Origin of the sequence: Frigoribacterium sp. NPDC087798 (assembly GCF_044742985.1) — a bacterium.
Lineage (GTDB): Bacteria > Actinomycetota > Actinomycetes > Actinomycetales > Microbacteriaceae > Frigoribacterium.
This window is the reverse complement of the sequence record NZ_JBIUVP010000001.1, coordinates 121,209-143,931: the sequence shown is the minus strand read 5'-3', so window position 1 is coordinate 143,931 and position 22,723 is coordinate 121,209. Positions and strand designations below refer to the sequence as shown.

21 protein-coding genes and 1 tRNA gene are annotated in these 22,723 nt (G+C 72.0%); 5 read left to right on the top strand and 17 right to left on the bottom strand.

Annotated elements, in window-relative coordinates:
* Window positions 1–4 precede the first annotated feature (4 nt).
* Window positions 5–259 (top strand): hypothetical protein, encoded by a 255-nt coding sequence (locus ACIOSR_RS00720; protein WP_056045153.1) that lies wholly within the window; start codon window positions 5–7, stop codon window positions 257–259.
* On the opposite strand, the gene ACIOSR_RS00715 is transcribed toward ACIOSR_RS00720, so the two are convergent.
* The 11 genes from ACIOSR_RS00715 to ACIOSR_RS00665 form a co-directional block, all read right to left on the bottom strand.
* The gene (locus ACIOSR_RS00715) at window positions 208–774 is read right to left on the bottom strand and encodes a hypothetical protein (protein ID WP_173150841.1); all 567 of its coding nucleotides are present in this window, start codon (window positions 772–774) and stop codon (window positions 208–210) included. The genes ACIOSR_RS00720 and ACIOSR_RS00715 overlap by 52 nt on opposite strands.
* Window positions 775–865: 91 nt before the next feature.
* Window positions 866–1,306, bottom strand: coding sequence for an adenylyltransferase/cytidyltransferase family protein (locus tag ACIOSR_RS00710; protein WP_056047412.1), 441 nt, complete (start codon window positions 1,304–1,306; stop codon window positions 866–868).
* Between the two features lie 146 nt (window positions 1,307–1,452).
* Window positions 1,453–2,901: a hypothetical protein gene (locus ACIOSR_RS00705; protein WP_285063451.1), complete on the bottom strand. Its 1,449-nt coding sequence runs from the start codon at window positions 2,899–2,901 to the stop codon at window positions 1,453–1,455.
* Entirely contained in the window at window positions 2,898–3,695 is a 798-nt protein-coding gene (locus ACIOSR_RS00700) for a CDP-alcohol phosphatidyltransferase family protein (RefSeq protein WP_402751610.1), read from the bottom strand. The genes ACIOSR_RS00705 and ACIOSR_RS00700 overlap by 4 nt, the downstream gene beginning before the upstream one ends.
* Window positions 3,692–4,954, bottom strand: coding sequence for a glycosyltransferase family 4 protein (locus tag ACIOSR_RS00695; protein ID WP_056045142.1), 1,263 nt, complete (start codon window positions 4,952–4,954; stop codon window positions 3,692–3,694). Before ACIOSR_RS00695 ends, ACIOSR_RS00700 begins: the two co-directional genes overlap by 4 nt.
* 77 nt (window positions 4,955–5,031) lie before the next feature.
* Window positions 5,032–6,603, bottom strand: a complete 1,572-nt coding sequence (locus ACIOSR_RS00690; protein ID WP_402751609.1) for a sugar transferase — start codon at window positions 6,601–6,603, stop codon at window positions 5,032–5,034.
* 695 nt (window positions 6,604–7,298) lie between these two features.
* Complete coding sequence (locus tag ACIOSR_RS00685) at window positions 7,299–8,312, bottom strand: glycine betaine ABC transporter substrate-binding protein (RefSeq protein WP_402751608.1); 1,014 nt, start codon at window positions 8,310–8,312, stop codon at window positions 7,299–7,301.
* Window positions 8,309–9,013 (bottom strand): ABC transporter permease, encoded by a 705-nt coding sequence (locus tag ACIOSR_RS00680; protein ID WP_402752189.1) that lies wholly within the window; start codon window positions 9,011–9,013, stop codon window positions 8,309–8,311. The genes ACIOSR_RS00685 and ACIOSR_RS00680 overlap by 4 nt, the downstream gene beginning before the upstream one ends.
* A gap of 80 nt (window positions 9,014–9,093) precedes the next feature.
* Entirely contained in the window at window positions 9,094–10,356 is a 1,263-nt protein-coding gene (locus tag ACIOSR_RS00675; protein ID WP_056045134.1) for an ABC transporter ATP-binding protein, read from the bottom strand.
* Window positions 10,343–10,993, bottom strand: a complete 651-nt coding sequence (locus ACIOSR_RS00670) for an ABC transporter permease (RefSeq protein WP_233568317.1) — start codon at window positions 10,991–10,993, stop codon at window positions 10,343–10,345. Before ACIOSR_RS00670 ends, ACIOSR_RS00675 begins: the two co-directional genes overlap by 14 nt.
* A gap of 242 nt (window positions 10,994–11,235) precedes the next feature.
* The gene (locus tag ACIOSR_RS00665) at window positions 11,236–12,624 is read right to left on the bottom strand and encodes an LLM class flavin-dependent oxidoreductase (protein ID WP_402751607.1); all 1,389 of its coding nucleotides are present in this window, start codon (window positions 12,622–12,624) and stop codon (window positions 11,236–11,238) included.
* An 82-nt stretch (window positions 12,625–12,706) separates the two neighbouring features.
* Here ACIOSR_RS00665 and ACIOSR_RS00660 point away from each other — a divergent pair, with 82 nt between their 5' ends.
* Window positions 12,707–13,918: an MFS transporter gene (locus ACIOSR_RS00660; RefSeq protein WP_402751606.1), complete on the top strand. Its 1,212-nt coding sequence runs from the start codon at window positions 12,707–12,709 to the stop codon at window positions 13,916–13,918.
* Here the strand turns inward: ACIOSR_RS00660 and ACIOSR_RS00655 are convergent, their stop codons facing one another.
* Entirely contained in the window at window positions 13,919–15,376 is a 1,458-nt protein-coding gene (locus ACIOSR_RS00655) for an MFS transporter (RefSeq protein WP_200412190.1), read from the bottom strand.
* Window positions 15,377–15,456: 80 nt separating this feature from the next.
* On the opposite strand from ACIOSR_RS00655, the gene ACIOSR_RS00650 reads away from it, so the two are divergent.
* On the top strand, window positions 15,457–16,029 hold the full coding sequence (locus ACIOSR_RS00650; protein ID WP_159826635.1) for a TetR/AcrR family transcriptional regulator: 573 nt from the start codon (window positions 15,457–15,459) through the stop codon (window positions 16,027–16,029).
* Between the two features lie 90 nt (window positions 16,030–16,119).
* Here ACIOSR_RS00650 and ACIOSR_RS00645 read toward each other — a convergent pair whose 3' ends face one another.
* The 4 genes from ACIOSR_RS00645 to ACIOSR_RS00630 all read right to left on the bottom strand — a co-directional run bounded on the left by ACIOSR_RS00645 (window position 16,120) and on the right by ACIOSR_RS00630 (window position 19,919).
* The gene (locus tag ACIOSR_RS00645; RefSeq protein WP_402751605.1) at window positions 16,120–17,451 is read right to left on the bottom strand and encodes an NAD(P)/FAD-dependent oxidoreductase; all 1,332 of its coding nucleotides are present in this window, start codon (window positions 17,449–17,451) and stop codon (window positions 16,120–16,122) included.
* Window positions 17,452–17,571: 120 nt separating this feature from the next.
* Window positions 17,572–17,859 (bottom strand): hypothetical protein, encoded by a 288-nt coding sequence (locus ACIOSR_RS00640; RefSeq protein WP_043594967.1) that lies wholly within the window; start codon window positions 17,857–17,859, stop codon window positions 17,572–17,574.
* A gap of 97 nt (window positions 17,860–17,956) precedes the next feature.
* Window positions 17,957–18,934 carry an aldo/keto reductase gene (locus ACIOSR_RS00635; RefSeq protein ID WP_402751604.1) on the bottom strand — a complete coding sequence of 326 codons (978 nt, stop codon included), beginning with the start codon at window positions 18,932–18,934 and terminating at the stop codon, window positions 17,957–17,959.
* Between the two features lie 55 nt (window positions 18,935–18,989).
* Window positions 18,990–19,919, bottom strand: a complete 930-nt coding sequence (locus ACIOSR_RS00630) for an alpha/beta hydrolase fold domain-containing protein (protein WP_402751603.1) — start codon at window positions 19,917–19,919, stop codon at window positions 18,990–18,992.
* Window positions 19,920–20,096: 177 nt separating this feature from the next.
* Here ACIOSR_RS00630 and ACIOSR_RS00625 point away from each other — a divergent pair, with 177 nt between their 5' ends.
* The gene (locus ACIOSR_RS00625; protein ID WP_402751602.1) at window positions 20,097–21,047 is read left to right on the top strand and encodes a ferritin-like domain-containing protein; all 951 of its coding nucleotides are present in this window, start codon (window positions 20,097–20,099) and stop codon (window positions 21,045–21,047) included.
* 132 nt (window positions 21,048–21,179) lie between these two features.
* Here ACIOSR_RS00625 and ACIOSR_RS00620 read toward each other — a convergent pair.
* Window positions 21,180–21,264: transfer RNA gene (locus ACIOSR_RS00620), tRNA-Leu, on the bottom strand.
* Between the two features lie 109 nt (window positions 21,265–21,373).
* On the opposite strand from ACIOSR_RS00620, the gene ACIOSR_RS00615 reads away from it, so the two are divergent.
* Window positions 21,374–22,702: a M20/M25/M40 family metallo-hydrolase gene (locus tag ACIOSR_RS00615; protein ID WP_402751601.1), complete on the top strand. Its 1,329-nt coding sequence runs from the start codon at window positions 21,374–21,376 to the stop codon at window positions 22,700–22,702.
* Window positions 22,703–22,723: the final 21 nt, after the last annotated feature.

Below are 22,723 nucleotides of genomic sequence, written 5' to 3'. Positions count from 1 at the left end.
ACCGATGCTCGACGAGAACGTCCCCGACCGGTGGACCGTGCGCGCCGACCCCGAGGGGGCACCCGAGGCGGTCGTCGAGCGCTTCGGCGGCGGCTACCGACTGAGCCGGTGGAGCCCGACCGACGCCGAGCCGGCCCGCCTGGGCGTCTACACGTCCCCCGAGCTCGCCGAGACCGCCTGGTGGCGACTCGTCGACCGCGAGCGGGGTCAGGGCAGGCGGACGATGTCGACCAGGCGGACGGGCCTCGAGGACGCCTGAGGGACGCCGTCCGGGGCCGGGCGCACCCTGGTGCCCCCGCTCGGGCCGAGCGTCGAGACACCCTCGTCGCCGCACAGCAGCACCGGTCTGACCTCGAAGGGCCGTCCTCGCCCGAGCGCCCGGAGGCCGTCACCCCACCGGCGGTCCGAGGGACGGGGCGACGCGGCGCCGACCCTTTCGAGGACGAACGCCACGGTCGCGGCGCCGAACTCGGTGGCGACGGCGGCCAGGGCATCGCCGTAGTGGTCGAGGGCGGCGGTGTCGGGCACCTCGGGTATGCCCTCGAGGGGCACCATGAGGGGGAGGGGGACGTCGTCGTCGTCGAAGAACAACGTCCAGAGCTGGCGACGCACCGCCGACGGGACGATGGCCTCGACGTGGCGGACGAGGTCGTCGACGTCCTGGACGGGCGCGTGCGGATCGGGGACGCGTCCGGGATCGGACGCGGCGAAGGCTGCGACCGGGTCGGCGGGAGGGCGGTCGAGGGTGGTGTCGAGGACCGAGGTGAGTGTCATGGGTCGAGCATCTCGGGCCGCCACCGCTCCCGGACGGTTCTCCCCAGCCGCATCGATCGACGAGGATCGACGCGGGGCTGGGGAGGATCGATCAGCCCTGGAGTCGCACGGAGTCGCCGACGGCGACCGTCTCGCCGCCCTGGCCCGGCGCCCCGGACAGTGCCCGGAGCGCCCTGCGGAGCACCGTGCTGGACGTGCTCATGGTGTACGGGAAGTAGACGACCTCGACCCCGACCGCCCCGAACTCTCGCTCGAGCCGGAGGCCCTTCTCGGTGCCCCGCCAGTCGTCGCCCTTGAAGAAGACGTCGAAGCGGAGCTCGCGCCAGACGTCCATCTTGTCGGGCACGGTCTCGGCGTGGACGCCGTCCACGACGTCGATGTGGCGGACGATCTCGAGCCGTTCGGCGAGCGGGACGACGGGGGAGATGCCCTTGGTCACCTGCAACATCTCGTCGGACACGACGCCGGCGATGAGGTGGTCGCACTGCGCGGACGCGTGCCGCAGCAGGTTCAGGTGACCGATGTGGAACAGGTCGAAGGCGCCGGCCGCGTAGCCGACCCGGCCCGCGCCTCCTCGTCCGCTCCCGCCGTCGACGGGGTCGAGGGCGAGGCCGGTGGCGGGGGTGGGGATGACGTCCACGGGTGTGGTCCTCTCGTCGGGGTGGTGCTCGGAGGTGCTCACGACAGGGCACCGGGCCGGCGTCGGAGGCGGGGGAGGTCCTGCAGCGGGCGGGCGGCGCCCGCGTGGTCCACGAGGTCGGCGATGCTGAACGAGGGCGCGGGTTCCTCGACGGGGTGACGGACGTCGTCGTCGAGCCAGGTGGCACGCACCAGGACCCGGCGCCACGGGGGCACCCCGGTCAGCACGACGCCCACGGGTTGCACGTCCAGGCTGACGAGCTCTGCGCTCAGGCTCCGGAGGGACTCGACCGTCGTGACCCCGGACCGGACGACCAGCAGCACGCCGTCCACCTCGTCGGTCACGCTGCGCAGCGCGAGCGGGTGCGAGTCGCTGGAGGCCTGGACGACGGAGACGTCGTAGTCCTCGCGCAGAGCGGCGAAGAAGGCGTGGGTTCCCGAACGGACCAGGTGACGGGACGACGCGACGACCCCGTCGGACACCGGCACGCGGTCGTAGCCGTGCCGATCGGCCTCGACTTCTTCGGGGACGGCGCCCACGGGCACCGTCGAGGGACGGGACAGCGTGCGGGTGTCGAAGTCGGACTGGACCAGGGCGCACGTGGCGCCGAGCTCGACGACGGCGCGCGCGAGGCCGCCGTCGACGCCGACCGCCTCGCGGACCGAGTCCGTCCGGGCCAGCAGGAGCGTGGCGGGCAGCGAGCCACCCCGGAGGGCCCTCGTGTTCTGCACGACCTCGCGCAGGGCCGTGCGGGTCCGGGCGGACGAGGCTCCGGTGACCGGGTCGTCGCCCTGCCGGAGGGCCCCCGGGAGCTGTCCCACGACCGGCAGCCCCGTGATGCGGCGCACGTCGTCGACCGTGTCGACCGTGGGCCGGGCACGGGCCAGGACGAGCGCGCCGGCGAGACCGACCGCCAGGCCGGCGAGGAGACCCGAGAGGACCGTCAGCGCGAGGCCCGGCTCGTCGGGCGTCGTCGGGACGGCCGCGGGGGAGGTGAGGTCGAGCGCGACGGTCTGACCGTCCGACCCGGCGTCCGATTCGGCGCGATCCACGACCGCCGAGAGGCTCTCGGCGACGTCGTCGGCGAGCGAGGCGGCCCCGTCGGGCGTTCCGGCCGTCGTCTGCACGCGGAGGACCGCGGTGCCGTCCGGGTTGACCACCGAGACCCGCTCGGCGAGCTCGTCGACGGGCAGGCCGAGGTCGGCCGCGACCGGTCCGAGGACTTCCGGGCTCGTGCCGAGCTCGGCGTAGGACGCCACGCGCTGCTGGGCGAACTGACCGCGGGCCGCGAGGCCCGAGCCCGGGGACTCGACCCGGACGAGGAGCGTCGCCTCGGCGCGCCAGTCGGCCGGAGCGAGCTGCGATGCGCCGACGCCCGCGGCCACCCCGAGGAGCGCCGCCACGCCGATGAGCGCGGCATGGCGCGAGACGGCCCGACCGAGACCCCCCGAGACGGCCCGACGGACCGGGGCGACCTCGTGGCTCACGACCTCGAACCGATCGACGGGGGAGTCAGGGACCTCAGCTCGCGGAACCACTTCGGCAGGGCGAGGACGAGGTAGCCGGCGTTCGCGACGAGGAGCGCCAGGTAGACCACCGTGAACGCCGGCGGCCAGGCCAGCAGGACGAACGCGAGGCACATCAGGCCGTAGTCCGTCGGGACGACCGCCAGCGAGTAGAGCAGTCCCGTGCGACGTCCGACGGGCGCGGCGACGCCGGTCCGGGCCGCCTCCGCCCGGCGGAGCTGATCGGTCAGGACGATGGCGAAGAACGCCACCGTCGCCACGACCTGGTAGACGAGCGGCGCGGCCAGCAGGGCTTCGCGACCCTCCGGTTCACGGAGCCACGACGCGAAGACCGCCAGGTGCAGCACCGCGATCTTGGTCGCGTCGATGACGTGGTCGAGCCACTCGCCCGCGGGGCTGCCGCCGCCCCGGAGGCGCGCGACCTGTCCGTCGGCCGAGTCGAGGGCGTAACCCACGACGAGCAGCAGGACGACGGTCAGGGCCGTCCCGATGCCGGACGGCGCGAAGGCGAGGACCGCGATGCCGGCGAAGGTGCACGCGGCGCTGAGCGCCGTGACCTGGTTCGGAGTGGCACCCACGGTGTAGGCCACCGCGGCGGCCCATCGACCGAGTCGGCGGTTGACGAAGCGCGAATAGGCGGGCGCACCCGTGGACGGCTTCTGGGCCGACGCGAGCGCGGCGAGGGCGGGACGCACGGCGCGGGGCACGGCGGGTCGGGCCGAGGTCGCCTCGGCGGTCGCGGGGGCGTCGTTCACGAGGCCACCGCCAGGGAGTCGACGTCGGCCGTGTGCAGCTCGCGGGTGACGACCGCGCCGATGCGGCGGCGCATGCGTTCCGGTGTGAACCGCTGGAGGTAGGCCTCGCGGGCGTGGCGCCCGGCGACGGCCAGGGTGGAGACGTCCATCGACGCCAGGATCTCGGTCAGGCCGTCGACGTCGCGACGGTCGAAGAGCCAGCCCGTGTGACCCTCGTCGACGACCTCTTCGGGGCCGCCGGAGCGGCTGGCGATGACGGGACGCCCCTGGCTGAACGCCTCGAGCGTGACGAGTCCGAAGCCCTCGAGGGTGTCGGTCGGCAGGATGACCGCGTCGGCGTCGCGGAGGTAGGGCGACGCGTCGTCGACCTCTCCCACGACGGTGACGGTCTCGGGTCGCGAGACGATCGCCGCGACCAGACCGGGCACGTCGACGGAGGAGCCGACGGCCGGCGGGCCGCCCAGGATGACGAGCTGCCCGGGGCAGCCTGCCGCGTTCCAGGCCGTCAGGAGCGTCGCGTGGCCCTTGTGGCCGTTCCAGCGACTCGCGACCACGTACTGGGGCGCGCGACCCTCGGCACGGTCGGTGACGGCGATCGAGCGGTCCGACACGCCGTTGTGGACCACGACGGCGCGCGAGTCCTCCGAGAGGCCGGACGAGTCGAGCACCGACCGCGACACGGCGACCAACGAGGTGCAGGCGCGGGCCAGGGGACGGAGGCCTCGACGGTCCCCGTCGCTCCAGGGCTCCTGCAGGTGCCCCACGACGCGGCGGACGCCCATGGCCCGGGCGACGGGCGCGACGATCAGGCAGGCGCTCGTGGCGCAGTAGACGAGGTCGAAGTGGCGCCCGGACAGTCTCAGCGCCGTGCGCGCCGCGTCGCGGGCCAGGCGGACGAGTCCGAGCGGTCCGAGCCGGGTCCGGCGCAGGATCGGGAGGGGCGTGCGCTCGACGCGCGCCCCGAGCTCGCGCAGCCTCGGCCCCAGGGGCCCGACGGACACGTCGGAGGGCAGCCAGACCGTCACGTCGAGGTCGTCGCGGGCGGCGAGCTCACCGACCACCTCGAGGACGATCCGGTCCGAGCCGTACATCTCGTCGGACGAATGCACCAGCAGCACCCGGCTGCGCCGCGATCCCCTCCGGCGGCGGGGGAGTTCGGGCAGGTCGACGCCCGTCCGGGCGTCCTCCCGCAGGATCGGTGCGGCGGTCGTCGCCGGTGCGGACTCGCGGTCCCGGTAGTGCCTGATGTCGACGGACATGCTCTCTCCCCTGTCGTCGTGAGCGTGGTCCGGGCCCGTGAACGGCCCGCGGTGGTCTCGGATGCTGCTGGTGGGGGTCAATACGCTCCCCGGTGCTCGAAAAGGACCCGGACGGTGCGCCACATGATGACGAAGTCGACCGTCAGCGACCAGTTCTCGACGTAGTAGAGGTCGAGGCGGACGCTCTCCTCCCAGCTGAGGTCGCTGCGTCCGTTCACCTGCCACATGCCCGTGAGTCCGGGCTTGATGTACAGGCGTCGGTGGACGTGGTCCTCGTACCCCTCGACCTCGCGAGGGAGGGGCGGCCGGGGCCCGACGACGCTCATGTCGCCTCGGACGATGTTCCACAGTTGGGGCAGCTCGTCGAGCGACCACCGACGGAGGACGGCACCCACGCGGGTGACCCGCGGGTCGGACTTCATCTTGAAGAGCAGGCCGGCTCCCTCGTCCGCCTGCGCGAGGCCGGCGAGCCGACTCTCGGCGTCGACGACCATGGAGCGGAACTTCAGCATCTCGAAGGTGCGCCCGTCACGGCCGACCCTGCGCTGACGGAACAGCACCGGGCCGGGACCGTCGAGCCGCACCGCGAGGGCGACGACGGCGAACACCGGCGCGAGGACGACGAGCGCGGCGGACGCCAGCGCGAGGTCGGACAGACGCTTGAGGGCGTGTCGCGGGCCGTCGAACTGCGGCAGCTCGACGTGCATGAGGGGGAGACCCTCGACCGGGCGGTAGTGGATGCGGGGCCCGGCGACGTTCGTCAGTCGCGAGGCGATGACGAGCTCCGTCGCTCGTCCTTCGAGCGACCATCCGAGGTCGCGGAGGTACTCCCGGCCACGACCCGGTTCGCCGGCGACGATCACGCTCTCGGCGCCCAGGCGCCAGACCGCACGCGGGACGCCGTCGAGGTCGGCCACCACGGGGACGGTGCGGCCTCCGACGACGATGCCCCTCGGGTCGGCGTCCGGGACGGCCGCCCCGACGACGTCGTACACGGCACCGCTCGTCTTGTCGATGCGACGGACGACGTCGGCGATGTCGTCGCGCGATCCCACGATGACGGCTCGCGACAGGTAGTGGCCCTTGGCCCGCTGGCGTTCGAGCCAGCGCCGCATGGTCCACCGGCCGACGACCAGGCCGGCACCGCCGACGGGCAGCGCCACCAGGAAGTAGCCCTCGCCGCCGATGTGGCCGACCGAGGCGAACCCGATCGCCACGACGGCGAAGGCCCAGACGCTCGCCGTGAGGAGGCGCTTGTACTCGACGACGCCGCTGCCGACGACCGCGAGGTCGCGGGTGCGGTGCAGCGTGAGGCAGAAGGTCCAGACCAGCCCGACGACGACGGGGAGCACGGGAGAACCCACCGACTCGATCAGGGTGGACGCGTCCGAGCCCCGACCGGCGGCGATGGCCCTCGCGGCGTCCACCACGACGGCACCGACGATGCTCAGGGTCAGGACGGCCGTGTCGACGAGGCGGAGCCGGCGCCGGTAGCGGCGAGCCCAGGCGGCGCCGGACTCGGCGTCGTGTGTCACGGCGGGCGCCGCGAGGGGGCCGTCCGACTCGGTCAGGTCGAACGGGGGGTCGATCCGTCGGGGTGACGACGGTCCGACCAGGAGTGAGCGGAGTTCGCTCTGCGTGCTGGACATCGGGTCTCGGGTTCGGGTAGGCGACGGCACGCCCACGTCGGTGGTGACGACGGGGGCGGTGGCGGGCGGTCGATCGAGGTTCGGGTTCGATCGACCGCCCAGGCGTCGCGCCGGAGCACGGACATCACGATGGTGCGCGACGTCGGCCGGGCGGCGACGGGCGCGCCGGGCAGCGGGTCTGCTCGACGCACGATTCGGGTCGGTGCGGTGACGGGAGCAGATGCTCCCGGTGGAGAGGGTCGGGTTTCTCGGTTCCTGGCGATTTCGGGTCGACCAGGAGGATGCTGTGACTCTAGTTCGGGGGGCACCCGCCATAGGAGTCTAACAAGACCCCCCGTTCGGGGGCGATCGTGTCCCCCCTGTTGCCGACACCCGAACGGGTGACCCTCGGACCCCGCGATGTCACCCGTGCGGGGGTGACAAGAAGCCGTGAAAAGCGCGGCCACGGCGCGTCCCGTTCCAGGCGGAGGGTGGCCCGCGGCGTGAGACACGCAAAAGTCCTGTTCAGACCGGTGACACCACGTCCGGCCCGACGGTCGACACGCCGCCGTCCGTGCCGTTCATCACCCCGACAGGTGTCGTTCATCTCTCGTCACCCCTGGTGTCTGCAGCGCAGGTGGGGTACAGACGGACAGCGCCCCCCGGCCCTTCGGCCGGGGGGCGCATCACCCGTCACAATCACCCTCGTCCGCGTGTCACGGACGGGTGACGAATCCTTGCTCGACCATCCAGTCGAAGGCCACGTCGGCGGGCTCTTCGCCCTCGACGTCGACCGCCAGGTTGAGTCGTCGCATCTCGGTGTCCGTGAGGGCCGGCGAGATCTCGTCGTACACCTCGGCCAGCTGCGGGTACTCCTCGAGGGTGGCCGTCGAGAGGACGGGTGCCGCGTTGTAGGCGGGGAAGAAGCCCTGGTCGTCCTCCAGCACGGCGAGGTCGAGCGAGTCGATCCGGCCGTCCGTCGTGAAGACCTCGCCGAAGTTGCAGCTGCCCCGGTCGGTCGCGGTGTAGACCGTGCCCGTGTCCAGGATGCTCACGTTGCTCGTCGGCACACCGTCGGCGGCGCCGAGTTCGAGCCCGTACGCCGCGAGCATGGGGGCGAACCCGTCGGCCCTCGAGTTGAACTCGGCCTCGACGCAGAAGGTGCGCTGCTCGACGGGCAGGTCGGCGATCTGGGAGAGCGACGTGATGTCGCCGAGTTCGGGAACGGCCTCGGCCCGGACCGCCATGGCGTAGGTGTTGTTGAGGGGCGCGGGCTCGAGCCAGGTCAGGCCGTTGTCGGCGTCCGCGTCGCGGACGGCCTTGTACTGCTCCTGCTGGTCGGGGATGCCCTCCGCCTCGGCGAGGTAGGTCAGCCAGGCGGTGCCGGTGTACTCGTAGGTCATGTCGGCCGTCCCGTCGAGCATCAGCTGTCGCACCGCCACCGACCCCGGCACGTTCGTCATGTCGGTGACCTCGAAGCCCGCGGCCTGCGCGGCGAGCACGGCGATCTTCCCGAGGATCAACTGCTCGGTGAAGTTCTTCGCCGTCACGGTGATCGCCGCGTCGTCGGGCAACCCCTCGACGGCTCGGATCGAGCCGGGCGCCACGGCGGGCACGAACGCCGTCGCCGGCTGCAGGCCGCACCCGGTCAGGGCGAGCGTCGCGGCGCCGACCACGGCGAGGGACGAGGAGGCGCGACGCAGTCGTCGGGGGAGGCGGGAGACGGTCATGCGCGGAGTCCCTTCGGACGGGCGACGTACTCGACCACACGGCCCAGCCAGTCGATCAAGAGGGCGAGCAGGGCGATGAGCAGGGCCCCGGAGACGAGGACCCGCGGCAGGAACAGGTTGACCCCGGTGGTGATCAGCAGCCCCAGGCCGCCGGCACCGATGAACGTGGCGAGGGCCGCGGACCCCACGAGCAGCACGAGGGCCGTGCGGATGCCGGAGAGCATCACGGGGACGGCCAGCGGCAGCTCGACCTTGAGCAGGACGGACGACGCGCTCATCCCCATGCCCCGACCGGCCTCGACGAGGCGGGCGTCGACGCTCTGCAGTCCGATCATGGTGTTGCGCAGCACCGGAAGTGCCGCGTAGAGCACGAGGGCGACGACCGCAGCCCAGAACGTGAAGCCGAGCCAGAACGCGAGCAGCACGATGAGTCCGATGGCCGGCGCGGCCTGGCCGAAGTTCGCGAGGACCAGGACGGGACCGCTGATGCGCACGAACGGCCGCCGGGTGAGCAGCACGCCGAGGGGGATGGCGAGGACGAGGACGAGCGCTGCGGAGACGAAGGTCAACGCCAGGTGCTCGCCCGTGTAGGCCAGCAGGTCGGAGGGGTTGAGGGTGGTCCGTTCGGCCGTCGTCAGGTCGGCCGTGGTCAGCCACACGACGAATGCCGCGAACACGGCGAACACGGCCACGGGTTGCACGAGCAGTCCGAGCCACGCCGGGCGGGGCCCCCGCCGGCCGGACGGGCGTCCGCCGACCGAGGCCAGGGCGACCGAGGCGGTCACGCCGCGTCCTTCTCGTCGACGGGGGCTCCCGGCACGACGTCGAACGAGCCCGTGTTGGTGCCCACCGGAGCGTCGTGGTGGGCCTCGGCGGCCGACGCGCGCGCCCGCGTGATGGCCTCCATGACGACCTCGACCGTGATGACGCCGATGAAGGCGTCGCGTCGACCGGTGACGAGGGCCGCACCCGCACTCGAGACGAGCATCGTGTCCAGGGCGTCGTTGAGGGTGGCACCGCTGCCGATGACCGGCAGGTCGGCGTCGGGTGACGAGCCCAGCACGTCGAGACGGCCGAGCTGGCGGCGCGAGGGCCACGAGACGGGGCGCTCCCGGTCGTCGACGACGACCGCGTGGCCGTGGCCGGCCGCCTCGACCCGGGCGAGGACGTCGGCGGCCGAGTCGCCCGCTCGGGCGACGACGGCCTCGGCGAGGTCGACGTCACGGACGCGCGTCAGCGTCAGCTGCTTGAGGCCGGCCCCCGACCCGATGAAGTTCTCGACGAACTCGTTCGCCGGCTCGGCGAGGATGCGCTCCGGGGTGTCGTACTGCACGATGTGCGCGCCCTCGGAGAAGATGACGATCCAGTCGCCGAGCTTCACGGCCTCGTCGAAGTCGTGGGTGACGATGACGATGGTCTTCTGCAGCTCGTGCTGGATGTTGATCAGCTCGTCCTGCAGGCGCTGGCGGGTGATGGGGTCGACGGCACCGAAGGGCTCGTCCATCAGCAACACGGGCGGGTCCGCCGCCAGTGCCCGCGCGACGCCGACGCGCTGCTGCTGACCACCCGAGAGCTCACGCGGGTAACGGTCGCGGTACGTGGCCGGATCGAGCGACACGAGTTCGAGCAGCTCGTCGACGCGGGCGGCGATGCGCTCCTTCGACCAACCGAGCATCTTCGGGACGATGGCGATGTTCGCCCCGACGGTCATGTGCGGGAACAACCCGCCGGCCTGGATCACGTAGCCGATGCGGCGGCGCAACTCGTCGCCGTCGATCGAGGTGACGTCGTCGCCGTCCAGGACGATCCGCCCCTCGGTGGGCTCGATCAGCCGGTTGATCATCTTGAGGGTCGTGGTCTTGCCACACCCCGACGGTCCGACGAGCATGACGATCTTGCCGGCCGGGATCTCGAGCGTGATGCCGTCGACGGCCGGCTCGGCCTGGCCGGGGTACCGCTTGGTGACCTGGTCGAGGGTGATGCTGCGGCCCGAGACCTCGTCCGAGGGGGACGAGGAGGCGCGGGTGGGGTCAGTTCTGGACACGGATGCCTCTCGAGATGGTCAGGCGGCCGAGGCCGACGAGGAGGAGGTCGAGGACGAGGGCGAGGAGGACCACGCCCACCACGCCCGTGACCACGGAGGCGAGCGCGTTCGCGCCGCCCAGTCGGGACAGGCCCGAGAAGATGAAGCCGCCGAGGCCCGGGCCGAGCGCGTACGCCGCGACCGCGGCGATGCCCATCACCATCTGCGCGCTGACGCGCACGCCGGTGAGGATGATCGGCCAGGCGAGGGGCATCTGGACGGTCGCCAGGGTCCGGAAGCGCCCCATGCCGATGCCGCGGGCCGACTCGACGAGCGAACCGTCGACCTCGTGCAGGCCCACGACGGCGTTCCGCAGGATCGGCAGTGCGGCGAAGAACGTGACGACGATGACCGACGGCGCGACGCCGAACCCCGCGAAGGGGATGAGCAGGCCGACCAGCGCGAACGACGGAAGGGTCAGCCCCACGGCCGACACCCCGTTGGCCAGCGCGTAGAGCGTCGGGTTGCGGTGCACCAGGGCGGCGAGGCCGACCGAGACGACGACCGCCAGGACGAGGCACTGCACCACGAGCGAGAAGTGTTGCCATGAGGCGAACCAGATCTGGCTCCACCGGTCCACCACGAAATCCCACGCCAAGCAGACCATCTCCTCTGAGCAACGACCATCAGTCCGAATCGTCGCTTCCCGGAGAGGCGACCGGCGTCCACACTAACCACGGCCCCCACGCCGCGTCATGTCGCCGACCACCCGTCCGGGAGCCCGGGAGTCGCTTGCCGTTATGAAATCCGACGGACGAAAGCCCCGATGGGAACGGCGTGTCGACTTTCGCCGACACGCCGTTGTAACGATCCTCAGATCCTTGCCCCGCAGGGCCTCCGTCAGCCGACGCGGGCTCCGCTCGAGACCTTGTACCGCGCCCCGTGGTGCTCGTCCGGCAACCGGTCTCCGCGCCCGAACAGCTTCTGCCGCAGCGTGCCCGGCTCGTACTCGGTGGGATAGACGCCCCGGGCCTGGAGCACGGGGATCACGTGCTCGACGACGTCCTCGAACGTGCCCGGAGTGATGGCGTAGGCGAGGTTGAACCCGTCGACGTCGGTCTCGTCGACCCACTCCTGGAGCTGGTCGGCGATCTCCTCGCCGGACCCGACGATGCGGGGCCCGAGACCGCCGATCCCGGCCGCCTCGGCGATGTCGCGGATCGTCCACTCCGCGCCCGTGTCACCCGCCTGCGCCTGGAAGTTCGCGAGGGCCGACTGGATGGCGTTGCTCTCGACGTCACCCACCGGGTCGTCGAGCGAGTAGGTCGAGAGGTCGACGCCCATCCAGCCCGACATGAGCGTCAGGGCGCCCTCGTGCGAGGCGTATCGCCGGTACTCGTCGTGCTTGGCCCGGGCGGCCTCGGGGGTGGCGTCGGTGATGATGGTCAGCAACGTGTAGATGCGCGCCGAGTAGCGGTCGCGGCCCGCGGCCTCGAGCGCGTCCCGGATCTTGCCGACCGTCGCGGCCAGGCGTTCCTTGGTCGGGGCCGCCACGAAGATCGACTCGGCGTTGCCGGCGGCGAAGCGGATGCCCCGCGGCGAGGCACCCGCCTGGTAGATCACGGGGGTGCGCTGAGGGCTGGGCTCGGCGATGTGGATGCCGGGCACCTTGTAGTAGGTGCCGTCGTGCCCGATCTCGTGCACCTTCGCCGGGTCGGTGAAGACGCCGGACTCACGGTCGCGGACGACCGCGTCGTCCTCCCACGACCCCTCCCACAGCTTGTACAGGACCTCGAGGTACTCGTCGGCCTGGTCGTACCGGGTGTCGTGGTCGAGCTGGTCGTCGGCACCCATGTTGCGGGCGGCGCTCGGCAGGTAGCCGGTGACGACGTTCCAGCCGATCCGCCCCTCCGTCAGGTGGTCGAGCGTCGACATGCGCCGGGCGAACGGGTAGGGGTGCTCGTAGGCCGTGCCGGCGGTGATGCCGAAGCCCAGGTGCTCGGTCGCGGCGGCCATGGCCGAGACGAGCAGCACCGGGTCGCCGACCGGGGTCTGGGTGCCGTTGCGCAACGCCGCGTCGTGGTTGCCGCCGTAGACGTCGTACGTGCCGAGCACGTCGGCGATGAAGAGCCCGTCGAAGACGCCCTTCTCGAGGAGGCGCGCGAGGGAGGTCCAGTAGCTCAGCTTCGTGTAGTCGGCCGAGCGGTCGTCGGGGTGCCGCCAGAGACCGGGGGACTGGTGCCCCACGCAGTTCATGTCGAAGGCGTTGAACCGGATTCGTCGAGTCATGAGGCCATCATCACGACCCGGGCCCGTGCTGTCGTCCTCGCCGACACACGAGGTCACACTCCGCGCCCCGTAGCCTGTGTCGGTGCTCCCGTTCCGCCGCCATGTCACCGACGTCGACCGCCCCCGTCTCACCCGCGACGTCTACGTCCTCGGCGTGATCGCCTTCTTCGTCATGGTCGGCTTCGGGGTGGTCGTCCCGGTCCTGCCGGTCTACGCCCGCAGCTTCGGCGTCGACCACGCCCTGGTGGGTGCCGTCCTCTCGGCCTTCGCCCTCATGCGCCTCGTGGCGAGCCCGTTCGTGGGTCGACTCATCGACCTGATGGGCGAGCGGGTCGTGCTCTCGGTGGGCATCGGCATCGTGGCGCTGTCGAGCGGACTCGCCGGGCTCGCCCAGACCTACCCGCAGCTCCTCCTGCTCCGGGGGGCGGGCGGCATCGGCTCGGCCATGTTCAGCATCGCGGCGATGACGTTGCTTCTCGGCGCGACCGACCCGTCGCTCCGGGCCCGGGCCGTCGGCTTCTACCAGGGCGGGTTCCTCGTCGGCGGCATGGCGGGTCCTGCCCTCGGCGGGCTGCTCGCGACCATCTCGTTGACGGCGCCGTTCTTCTTGTACGCGGGCACGCTCGCCGTGGCCGGCCTGGTCGGCGTCGTGCTCCTGCGCCGGGCACCGCAGCACTCCTCGACGACCGTCACCGCGCCTCCGGTGCCCCTCGGGGTCGTGCTGCGCGACGTGCGGTTCCGGACCGCGTGCGTGGCCAACTTCGCACAGGGTTGGTCGTCTCTGGGGGTGCGCAGCGCCCTCGTCCCCGTCCTCGTGGTCGAGGTCCTGCGCGGACCGACGGCCTGGACGGGGTTGCTCTTCGCCGCGTCGGCGGTGGCCCAGACCATCGCGTTGGCACCGGCTGCGCGCTTCGTCGACACCGTCGGCCGTCGACCGGCCGTGATCGGTTCCTTCGCGGTGGCGGCCGTGACCCTGTTCGCGGTGTCCCTCGCCCCGGACGTCTGGACGCTCGGCGCCCTGCTCTGCCTCTACGGCGTGGCGACGGCGTTCATGGGCACCGCGCCCGCGGCACTCGTCGGCGACGCCGCGGGGGCCCGCGGTGGTCGTCCCGTCGCGATCTTCTCGATGTGCTCGGACGTGGGGGCGATCGCCGGGCCGCTCGTCGCGGGCCTGCTCGTCGACACGGTCTCGTACCCCGCGGCGTTCGGCGTCGCGGCCGTCCTGCTGGCCGTGGCAGCCGGGGCGGCGATCCGCCTGCCCCGGACCGCCACCGGCACGCCGACCCCGACCTGATCAGCCGAGGTGCACGGGCGCCTCGGTGGGCAGCAGGTCCTCCTTGCGGCCGCGGATGAGGAAGAACGAGATCGGCGCGGCGAGCAGCATGGCGACCGCGGCGGCGAGGAAGGCCACCGAGTAGCCGTCGACCAGCGGACCGAGCGGCCCGCCCACCGTCGACGTCGAGGACGCGACGGCCCCGGCGTAGAGGTTCGTGAAGACGGCGAGACCGATCGATCCGCCGATCTGCATCATGGCGTTCGAGGTCGCGCTGGCGGCACCGGCGTCGTGCGGGGCGACCCGACTGAGCGCCAGGTTCTGCATGGGCACGAAGACGCCGGCGAGGCCGACGCCCATGACGAGCAGGGCCGGCAGTACCTGGACGGCATACGAGCCGTCGGCCGTGATCTGCGTGGCGAGCCAGAGCAGCCCGGCCCCCGCGACGAGCGGCCCGACGATCATCATCGGGCGGGGGCCGACGACCGGCAGCGCCTTCGTCAGCAGGGGAGCGCAGACCATGATGACCAGCGTCATCGGCAGGCTGGCGAGCCCCGCCTCGAGCGGGCCGAAGCCGAGCACGATCTGCAGGTGGAAGGTCAGGTAGAGCAGGGCGCCGATCATGACGCTCCCGACGATCAACTGCACCAGGAAGGCTCCGCCACGGACGCGGTCGGCGAGCACGCGCATCGGCAGCAGCGGGTGGTCGCTCCGTCGCTCGACGACGACGAACAGGGCGAGCAGACCGGCCCCCAGGGCGATGAAGCCGATGACGACGGCCGAGCCCCAGCCGTCCTCGGCCCGGGTGAAGCCGTAGACGAGGCTGGCGAGGCCGGCCGCGACGACGATCGTGCCGACGACGTCGAGGCGGTTCCGCCCCTCGGCCCGGCTCTCGCTCACGACGAAGGCGGCGGCGACGATGGCGACGAGCACGATCGGCACGTTGACGAGCAGGCACCAGCGCCAGCTGACGAACTCGGTCAGCACACCGCCGAGCACGAGCCCGACGGCCGCGCCGGCGCCCGAGATGGCGCCGAAGACGGCGAAGGCGGTGTTCCGGTCGCGACCCGACGCGAAGGTGGTGGTGAGCACGGCCAGGGCCGCGGGGGCGAGCAGGGCCGCGAACACGCCCTGCAGGCCGCGGGCGAGGATCAGCTCACCACCGGTCTGCACGAGCCCGCCGAACGCGGAGGCGGCTCCGAAGCCGACCATCCCGACGATGAAGGTGCGCTTGCGGCCCCAGAAGTCGGCGATCCGACCGCCGAGCAGCAGCAGCGCGCCGAAGGCGAGCGCGTAGGCCGTCACGACCCACTGGCGGTTCTCGTCGCTGAGGCCGAGGTCGGCCTGGGCGTCGGGCAGGGCGATGTTGACGATGGTGCCGTCGAGGACGACGACGAGTTGCGCGAGGGCGACGATGACGAGCACCCACCAACGGCGCGACGAACGCGTCTCGGTGGGGGCGGGGGCGACGGTGGTCACTGCGGTACCTGTTTCTCTGGGGGACGACGAACTACCCTACCTACTAGTTGGTTGGTCCGTAAGTCGGCTACGGTGATCCGATGCGAACCGATGCCGCCGAGACCCGTCGAGCCATCCTCGAGGCCGCGACCGCGGAGTTCTCGCGACACGGGTTGGCCGGGGCGCGCGTCGACCGCATCGCGGCCGAGGCCGGCTGCAGCAAGGAGCGTCTCTACGCGAACTTCGGTGACAAGCGGTCGCTCTTCACGACCGTCCTGAACGGCACCTTCGAGACCATGGGCGAGGCCGCGTCCCGCCCTGCCGCGAGCGTCGAGGAGTTCGCCCTCGCCGTCTTCGACCACATGCAGGCCCACCCCGACCACAACCGGCTGCTCGCCTGGGCCCGGCTCGAGGGCGAGCACGACTGGGAGGCCTCGGTCCCCACCCTGCGCTCGGTCCAGGACGCCGCCCTGTCGCAGCTCGACCGCCTTCGCGGCGACCCCGCCGTGACGGTGTCCTGGAGCAGCGACGACATCTTCGCCCTCGTCATGTCGCTCGCCTGCGCCTGGCAGAACCTGCCCGGTCTCGGCGAGGCGCATCCGGGCGTGGTGCTCGACCCCGCCCTGCAACGCGAGATCGTGCACGAGGCCGTGCGGCGCCTCACCACGGCCTGAGCCGGGCCCCGGGCCGCTCCACCGCACCGACGACGAAGGAGGCGCGCCCCGGTCACCCGGGACGCGCCTCCTTCTCGAGGTCGGTCGCGACTACTTCTTCGCGTCGACCTTCGGCGTCACCTTGAGGAATCCCGCGCGCGGGTCGCCGAGACCCACCAGCGGGGTCGTGTCGCGGCCGCCGACGAAGTTCGTCACCCAGCCCGACAGGATGCGGAACTTCCGGTTCAGCGTCGGCATCGCGTACAGGTGGTAGCCGCGGTGGGCCATCCAGGCCGGCACGTTCTTCAGCTGGAGGCCGAACATGCTGGCCGCGCCCTTGCCGATGCCGTAGCTCGCCACGGTGCCGAGCGACTCGTGGCGGTACTCCTTGACGGGCTCGCCCGACAGGGTCGCGATGACGTTGTCGGCCACGGTGACCGCCTGGCGCACGGCGTTCTGCGCGTTCGGCGGGTAGTACGCCGGCTGCTTCTCGGCCAGCAGGTCGGGGACCTGCGCGCCGTCGCCGAGGGCCCAGACGCCGTCGAGCTTCTGGCCGTCCTCGGTCTGGACCTGCAGGGTCGCGCTGACGTTCACGTGCCCCTTCGGGCCGAGGGGGAGGCCCATGTCGCCGAGCACCGGGTTCGGCTTGACGCCGGCCGTCCAGACGATCGTGCCGGCGGGGATGGTCTCGCCGTCGCTCAGCACGACGTCGCCGTCGACGCACGAGGGCATCGTCGTCTTGAGGCGGATGTCGATGCCTCGACCGCGCAACTGGCCCAGGGTCCACTTCGAGAGCTCGGGACCGACCTCGGGGGCGACGCGGTCCAGGGCCTCGACGAGCACGAAGCGCAGTTCGTCGCGCGACAGGTTCGGGAACGTGTCGATGGCGGAGTTCGCGGCGTCGGACAGTTCGGCGAGGGCCTCGACGCCGGTGTAGCCGCCACCGACGAAGACGACGGTGAGGAGCTTGCGGCGGACGGCCGGGTCCTTGACGCTCGCCGCCTCGGCGATGTTGCCGAGGATGCGGTCACGGACGTACTGAGCCTCTTCGACGCTCTTGAAGCCCACGCCGTTCTCGGCCAGGCCCGGGGTCGGGAAGGTCCGGGTGACGGCGCCGAGGGCGACGACCAACTGGTCGTAGGCGATGTCGCTGGACTCGCCGTCCGCACTCGTGACGGTGACCTTCTTGGCCTCGCTGTCGAACCCGGTGACCGACGCCTCGACGACCTTCGTGCGCTTGAGCGTCTTGCGCAGCGGCACGGTGACGTCGCGGGCGGCGATGTGGCCACCGGCGACCTCGGGCAAGAACGGCTGGTAGGTGAAGTACGGGGCCTGGTCGACGAGTGTGATGCTCGCCGCCTGGGGTGGGTGTCGCTTCTGCAGTTCGAGTGCAGTGGTGAGCCCGGCGGAACCGCCGCCGAGAATTACGATTCGCTTGGTCATGTATGTGTTCCTCCCTCAGACGACCGTACCCCCGGGGCAGCCTGCCGGAACGCCACACGCCGAACGGCCCGGCACCCCTCGGGGGCCGGGCCGGGCACGGCCACGCGTCGGCCGGTGGGGTCAGCGACCGCCGTCGAGGTCGCTCTGCGTGAACGACCCGTCCGGTTCGCCGTCGTGGGGACCGCCGTCGGCGGCCGGCTCGTCCGGGACCTGCGCGTCGACGTACGACCCGTCGCCCTCGCTCGTGCCGGCCTCTTCGGTGTAGGTGCCGTCGGCCTCGCCGTCGTGCGGCCCGCGCGTGCGGGCGCCGCCGTCGAGGTCGTCGTCGACGTACGAGCCGTCCTCGCCCGAGGTGGGTCCGCCGGTGCTCGGCCGGTCGTGCTCGTGGTGGTTGGCGTCGCTGCCCATGGGTGCTGCCCTTCGTCGAGGTCGGTCGGCGTCGTCGCCGCCCGTGCGGCTCACCCTAGACCGACGTGGTGCCGGTCGACCGGGCGGGACCGTGTCGTCAGAACCCCTCGTTCTCGCGGGTCACGTAGGGCGACTCCAGCGCGTCGAGCTCGTCGTCGGTGAGCCACAGGTCGACCGAGGCCACGGCGTCGTCGAGGTGCTGCATCTTCGTGGCACCGACGATGGGAGACGTGACCGCGTCCTGCTGCCGCACCCAGGCCAACGCGACCTGTGCGCGAGGCACGCCCCGCGCCTCCGCGACGTCGGCGACGGCCTGCGCCACGAGGCGGTCACCGTCCTCGCGCTGCTTGTAGAGCGTCTGACCGAAGCGGTCGGTCTCGGTCCGGGCCGTGGTGGCGTCCCAGTCCCGGGTCAGCTTCCCGCGGGCCAGGGGCGACCAGGGCAGCACGCCGACGCCCTGGTCCAGGCAATAGGGGTGCATCTCACGCTCTTCCTCGCGTTGGATCAGGCTGTACTGGTCCTGCATCGAGACGAAACGCGTCCAGCCCCCGAGGTCGGCCGCGTGCTGCATCGAGGCGAACTGCCAGGCCCACATGCTCGAGGCGCCGATGTAGCGGGCCTTGCCGGCCTTGACGACGTCGTGGAGCGCCTCCATCGTCTCCTCCACGGGCACCTCGGGGTCGAAGCGGTGGATCTGGTACAGGTCGACGTGGTCGGTGCCGAGCCGGCGCAGGCTGTCGTCGATCGCGCTCATGACGTGCCCCCGGCTGAGCCCGGCCCCGTTCGGGCCGGGACGCATCCGGCCGTGCACCTTGGTCGCCAGGACGACCTCCTCGCGGGTCGCGAAGTCCCGCAGTGCCCGTCCGACGATCTCCTCGCTGGTGCCGTCCGAGTAGACGTCGGCGGTGTCGAAGGTCGTGATGCCGAGCTCGAGCGCCCGCGAGATGAACGGGCGGCTCTCGTCCTCGGGCAGGCTCCACTCGTGCGTCCCGCGGTCGGGCACGCCGTAGCTCATGCACCCCAGGGTCACCGCCGAGACGGTCAGGCCGCTCGTGCCCAGTCGTGCGTACTCCATGTGTGGCACCTCTCGTCGTCGAGGCGGGGCACCGACGCCCGCGCCGACTGCGACCCTACGCGCGGGGCGGCACGGTCCGGCCCGCGATCGACGCGTCCCCACGGATCACCGAGGCGGCGTGTCGGAGCGCCCTCCGCGCCTCCGGGGTCCAGGGCGCGCCGACGAAGTCGTGGAAGGCACCGCGGTACAGCCGCAGCTCGACGCGTCCACCCGCCGCGGTCACGCCGGCGGCCAGCCGCTTCACGTCGGGCGTCAGCAGGTCGCGATCCCCGGCGTAGGCGAACACGGGCGGGAGACCCGAGAGGTCGCCGCGCACCGGGCTGACGAGGGGGTCGGCCGGATCACGGTCGCCGGCCCACCACCGACCCGCGGCGACGAGACCGTCGCGGGCGAGCATCGGGTCGAGCGGTGCGACCTCGTCGATCGCGGGGGAGTCGAGCAGGGCGTCCACCCACGGGGAGAAGAGCACGAGCGCGTCGGGTGCCGGTCGGCCGGCGTCGCGTCCCCGCATGGCCGCGACGAGGGCGAGCGCCCCGCCCGCCGAGTCGCCGGCCACGACGACGCGGGACGGGGAGGCGCGTCGCACGTCCTCGAGGACGGCGTCCAGCAGCGGCAGCGCGTCGTCCACGTCGTGGGCCGGGGCGAGCCCGTAGAGGGGCACCGTGACGACGGCCCTGGAGGCGCGGACGAGACCCGCGAGCAGGTTCCAGTGCGTGGCCAGGACGGGGTGCACGTAGGCACCGCCGTGCAGGTAGACCACGTGGACGCCGCTCGGGGCCCGACGCGGACGGAGCGTGACGACGCGCTCACCACCGACCCGCGCCTCCTCGACGGTCGCGACGCGGTGCACCGCTCGCGTGACCGGCGCGGCGGAGCCCTGACGGGCGACCGAGCGGACGAGCGAGTCCTCGGACTCGGTCGAGCGGGGGCGGAGGCGGAGCCGGAGGCGCAGAAGAGCACGCGTGGCGGCCATCGAGAGCGACATGACCCGACCCTACGGGCGCCGGGGACGACCAGGGGAGGCGGGGGCTACCGGACGGGAGGCGAGGGGGCTAGCTTGTCCCCCGAACGGGTCACCCGACCCCGACGTCGCCGGTGCCGTCATCTGGGAGCGCGCACCGACGGCACACCTCGCTGCACGAACACACCCGAAGGAACGACGATGTTCGACACACGCTTCATCAGCAGTGCCATCTCCCGGAGCGCCGAGACCCCGATCGATCGACGACGGCTGCTCGCCGCCGCCGGGGTCACGGGCCTCGGCACGGGGCTCGCCGCGGTCGCCGCGACGCTGCCCGCCCAGTCCGCGGCCGCCGTGTCGCCCTCCGACGAGGTGATCAGTGATGCGACGATCCTCAACTTCGCACTCAACCTCGAGTACCTCGAGGCGGAGTTCTACCTCCGGGCCGTCACCGGCTCGGGGCTGCCCGCCGACCAGATCACGGGCATCGACCCCCAGGGCGGCGTCGTCGGCGGCGCACCCGTGCCGTTCAAGACCACGATCGTCAAGCGCATCGCGCAGGAGATCGCGGCGGACGAGAAGGCGCACGTCTCCTTCTTGCGGTCGGCACTCGGCGGCGCGAAGGTGTCGCGACCGGCGATCGACCTGCAGAGCAGCTTCACGGCGGCGGCCCTCGCGGCGGGGGTCATCACACCGGGCCAGACCTTCGACCCGTTCGCCTCGGAGGAGAACTTCCTGCTCGGGGCGTTCATCTTCGAGGACGTCGGCGTGACCGCCTACAAGGGCGCCGCGCCCCTGATCTACAACAAGACCTACCTCGGCGCGGCCGCCGGCATCCTCGCGGTCGAGGCGTACCACGCGGGCATCATCCGCACCACGCTGAACGCCAAGGGACTGCAGGTGCCCGCGACGAAGATCTCGGACGCCCGCGACTCCCTCGACGGGTCGACGGACGACGACCAGGGCCTGACCCTCGGTGGCGTCCAGAACCTCGTGCCGACCGACGCCAACGCCATCGTCTACGGACGGACCGCCGAGCGCGTGCTCAACGTCGTGTACCTGACGCCGAACCAGATCGACAAGGGCGGGTTCTTCCCGCAGGGCATCAACGGCTCGATCGTCGCCAGCGGTAACCTCGGCAGCGCGGTCTGACGACCGACGAAGGCCGGAGAACCAAGGAAGGCCCGCACACCGGGGTGTGCGGGCCTTCCGTCGCTTGCGAACAAGCATCTGTCTCAACACAGATCTGATGAAACCCACTCTCGAGAGAGAGAGTGTTTCGAGTGTCCGAGGGGGGACTTGAACCCCCACGCCCTATACGGGCACTAGCACCTCAAGCTAGCGCGTCTGCCATTTCCGCCACCCGGACTGGATGGTGTCGACCGAAGCCGACACGAAAGATTAGCACGGCTCGGAGGGCCCTCGTGACCACGGCCACGTCCGTCGGCGTGAGCGGCGCGGCAGGTAGCGTGGGGCGCATGACGACGACCCCCACGAGCACCGGCCCGACCGAGCCCGAGCTCGACGAGACGGCCCGCATCGCCCGCGACCTCATCCGGTTCGACACGTCGAACTACGGCGGTGGGCGGTCGAACGGCGAGGCGGATGCCGCCGAGTACGTCGAGGCGGCCCTCCGCGCCCTCGGTCTCGAGCCGCAGCTGTTCGAGTCCGAACCCGGCCGGGTCAGCGTGATCGCCCGGGTCGAGGGCGCCGAGCCGGCGAAGCCCGGACTGGTGGTGCACGGCCACCTCGACGTCGTGCCCGCCGACCCCGCGAACTGGTCGGTCGACCCGTTCGGCGGCGTCGTCCGCGACGGCATGCTCTGGGGGCGCGGCGCCGTCGACATGAAGAACATGGACGCCATGATGCTGACGGCCGTCGGCGACATCCTGCGGGCGGGCGAACGACCGGCCCGCGACCTCGTGCTGGGCTTCCTCGCCGACGAGGAGGCCGGGGGAGTCCTCGGCTCGCACTTCCTGGTGAAGGAACACCCCGGGTTGTTCGACGGCGCCACCGAGGCGATCAGCGAGGTCGGTGGCTACTCGACCTTCATCGACGGTCGACGCTCGTACCTGCTGCAGACGGGCGAGAAGGCCCTGATCTGGATCAAGCTCAGGGCTCGGGGCACCGCCGGCCACGGCTCGCAGATGATCGAGGCGAACGCCGTGACGCGCCTGGCCGAGGCGGTGGCCGTCCTCGGCCGCCAGCAGTGGCCGATCGTGCTGACGGACACGACGACCGCCCTGCTGGGCGAGGTGGCCCGCATCCTCGACGTCGACGTGCACGAGGTCGCACCCGACGAACTGGTCCTGCGCACCGGCACCGCCAAGGGCTTCATCCGCGGCTCGCTGCGCACGACGACCAACCCCACGATGCTGACGGCGGGCTACAAGCACAACGTCGTGCCCGACACGGCCGAGGCCCTGGTCGACATCCGGTGCATGCCGGGGCAGGAGGCGGCGGTGCTCGCCGAGGTCCGGGCCCTGATCGGCGACGACGTCGAGATCGAGACGATGCACACCGACATCGGGCTCGAGACGCCCTTCTCGGGGCCCCTGGTGGACGCCATCACCGCCACCCTCGACCGGCACGACCCGGGAGCACCCGTCCTGCCCTACCTGCTCTCGGGCGGCACCGACAACAAGGCCCTCAGCCTGCTCGGCATCGCCGGGTACGGCTTCGCCCCGCTCCGGCTCGACGAGGACATGGACTTCCCGGCCATGTTCCACGGCGTCGACGAACGGGTCCCGCTCGACGCACTATCCTTTGGCAGTCGCGTCCTGCGGGACTTGTTGTCGACGTACTAGCAACCCCCGCACCAGAAGGGT

Excerpts from the sequence above, each read along its gene's own strand:
- ACIOSR_RS00640 (WP_043594967.1), bottom strand. The coding sequence starts at position 17,859 with ATGGGCAGCGACGCCAACCACCACGAGCACGACCGGCCGAGCACCGGC.
- ACIOSR_RS00715 (WP_173150841.1), bottom strand. The coding sequence starts at position 774 with ATGACACTCACCTCGGTCCTCGACACCACCCTCGACCGCCCTCCCGCC.
- ACIOSR_RS00635 (WP_402751604.1), bottom strand. The coding sequence starts at position 18,934 with ATGGAGTACGCACGACTGGGCACGAGCGGCCTGACCGTCTCGGCGGTG.
- ACIOSR_RS00630 (WP_402751603.1), bottom strand. The coding sequence starts at position 19,919 with ATGTCGCTCTCGATGGCCGCCACGCGTGCTCTTCTGCGCCTCCGGCTC.
- ACIOSR_RS00690 (WP_402751609.1), bottom strand. The coding sequence starts at position 6,603 with ATGTCCAGCACGCAGAGCGAACTCCGCTCACTCCTGGTCGGACCGTCG.
- ACIOSR_RS00665 (WP_402751607.1), bottom strand. The coding sequence starts at position 12,624 with ATGACTCGACGAATCCGGTTCAACGCCTTCGACATGAACTGCGTGGGG.
- ACIOSR_RS00685 (WP_402751608.1), bottom strand. The coding sequence starts at position 8,312 with ATGACCGTCTCCCGCCTCCCCCGACGACTGCGTCGCGCCTCCTCGTCC.
- ACIOSR_RS00615 (WP_402751601.1), top strand. The coding sequence starts at position 21,374 with ATGACGACGACCCCCACGAGCACCGGCCCGACCGAGCCCGAGCTCGAC.
- ACIOSR_RS00625 (WP_402751602.1), top strand. The coding sequence starts at position 20,097 with ATGTTCGACACACGCTTCATCAGCAGTGCCATCTCCCGGAGCGCCGAG.
- ACIOSR_RS00645 (WP_402751605.1), bottom strand. The coding sequence starts at position 17,451 with ATGACCAAGCGAATCGTAATTCTCGGCGGCGGTTCCGCCGGGCTCACC.
- ACIOSR_RS00650 (WP_159826635.1), top strand. The coding sequence starts at position 15,457 with ATGCGAACCGATGCCGCCGAGACCCGTCGAGCCATCCTCGAGGCCGCG.
- ACIOSR_RS00720 (WP_056045153.1), top strand. The coding sequence starts at position 5 with ATGCTCGACGAGAACGTCCCCGACCGGTGGACCGTGCGCGCCGACCCC.
- ACIOSR_RS00695 (WP_056045142.1), bottom strand. The coding sequence starts at position 4,954 with ATGTCCGTCGACATCAGGCACTACCGGGACCGCGAGTCCGCACCGGCG.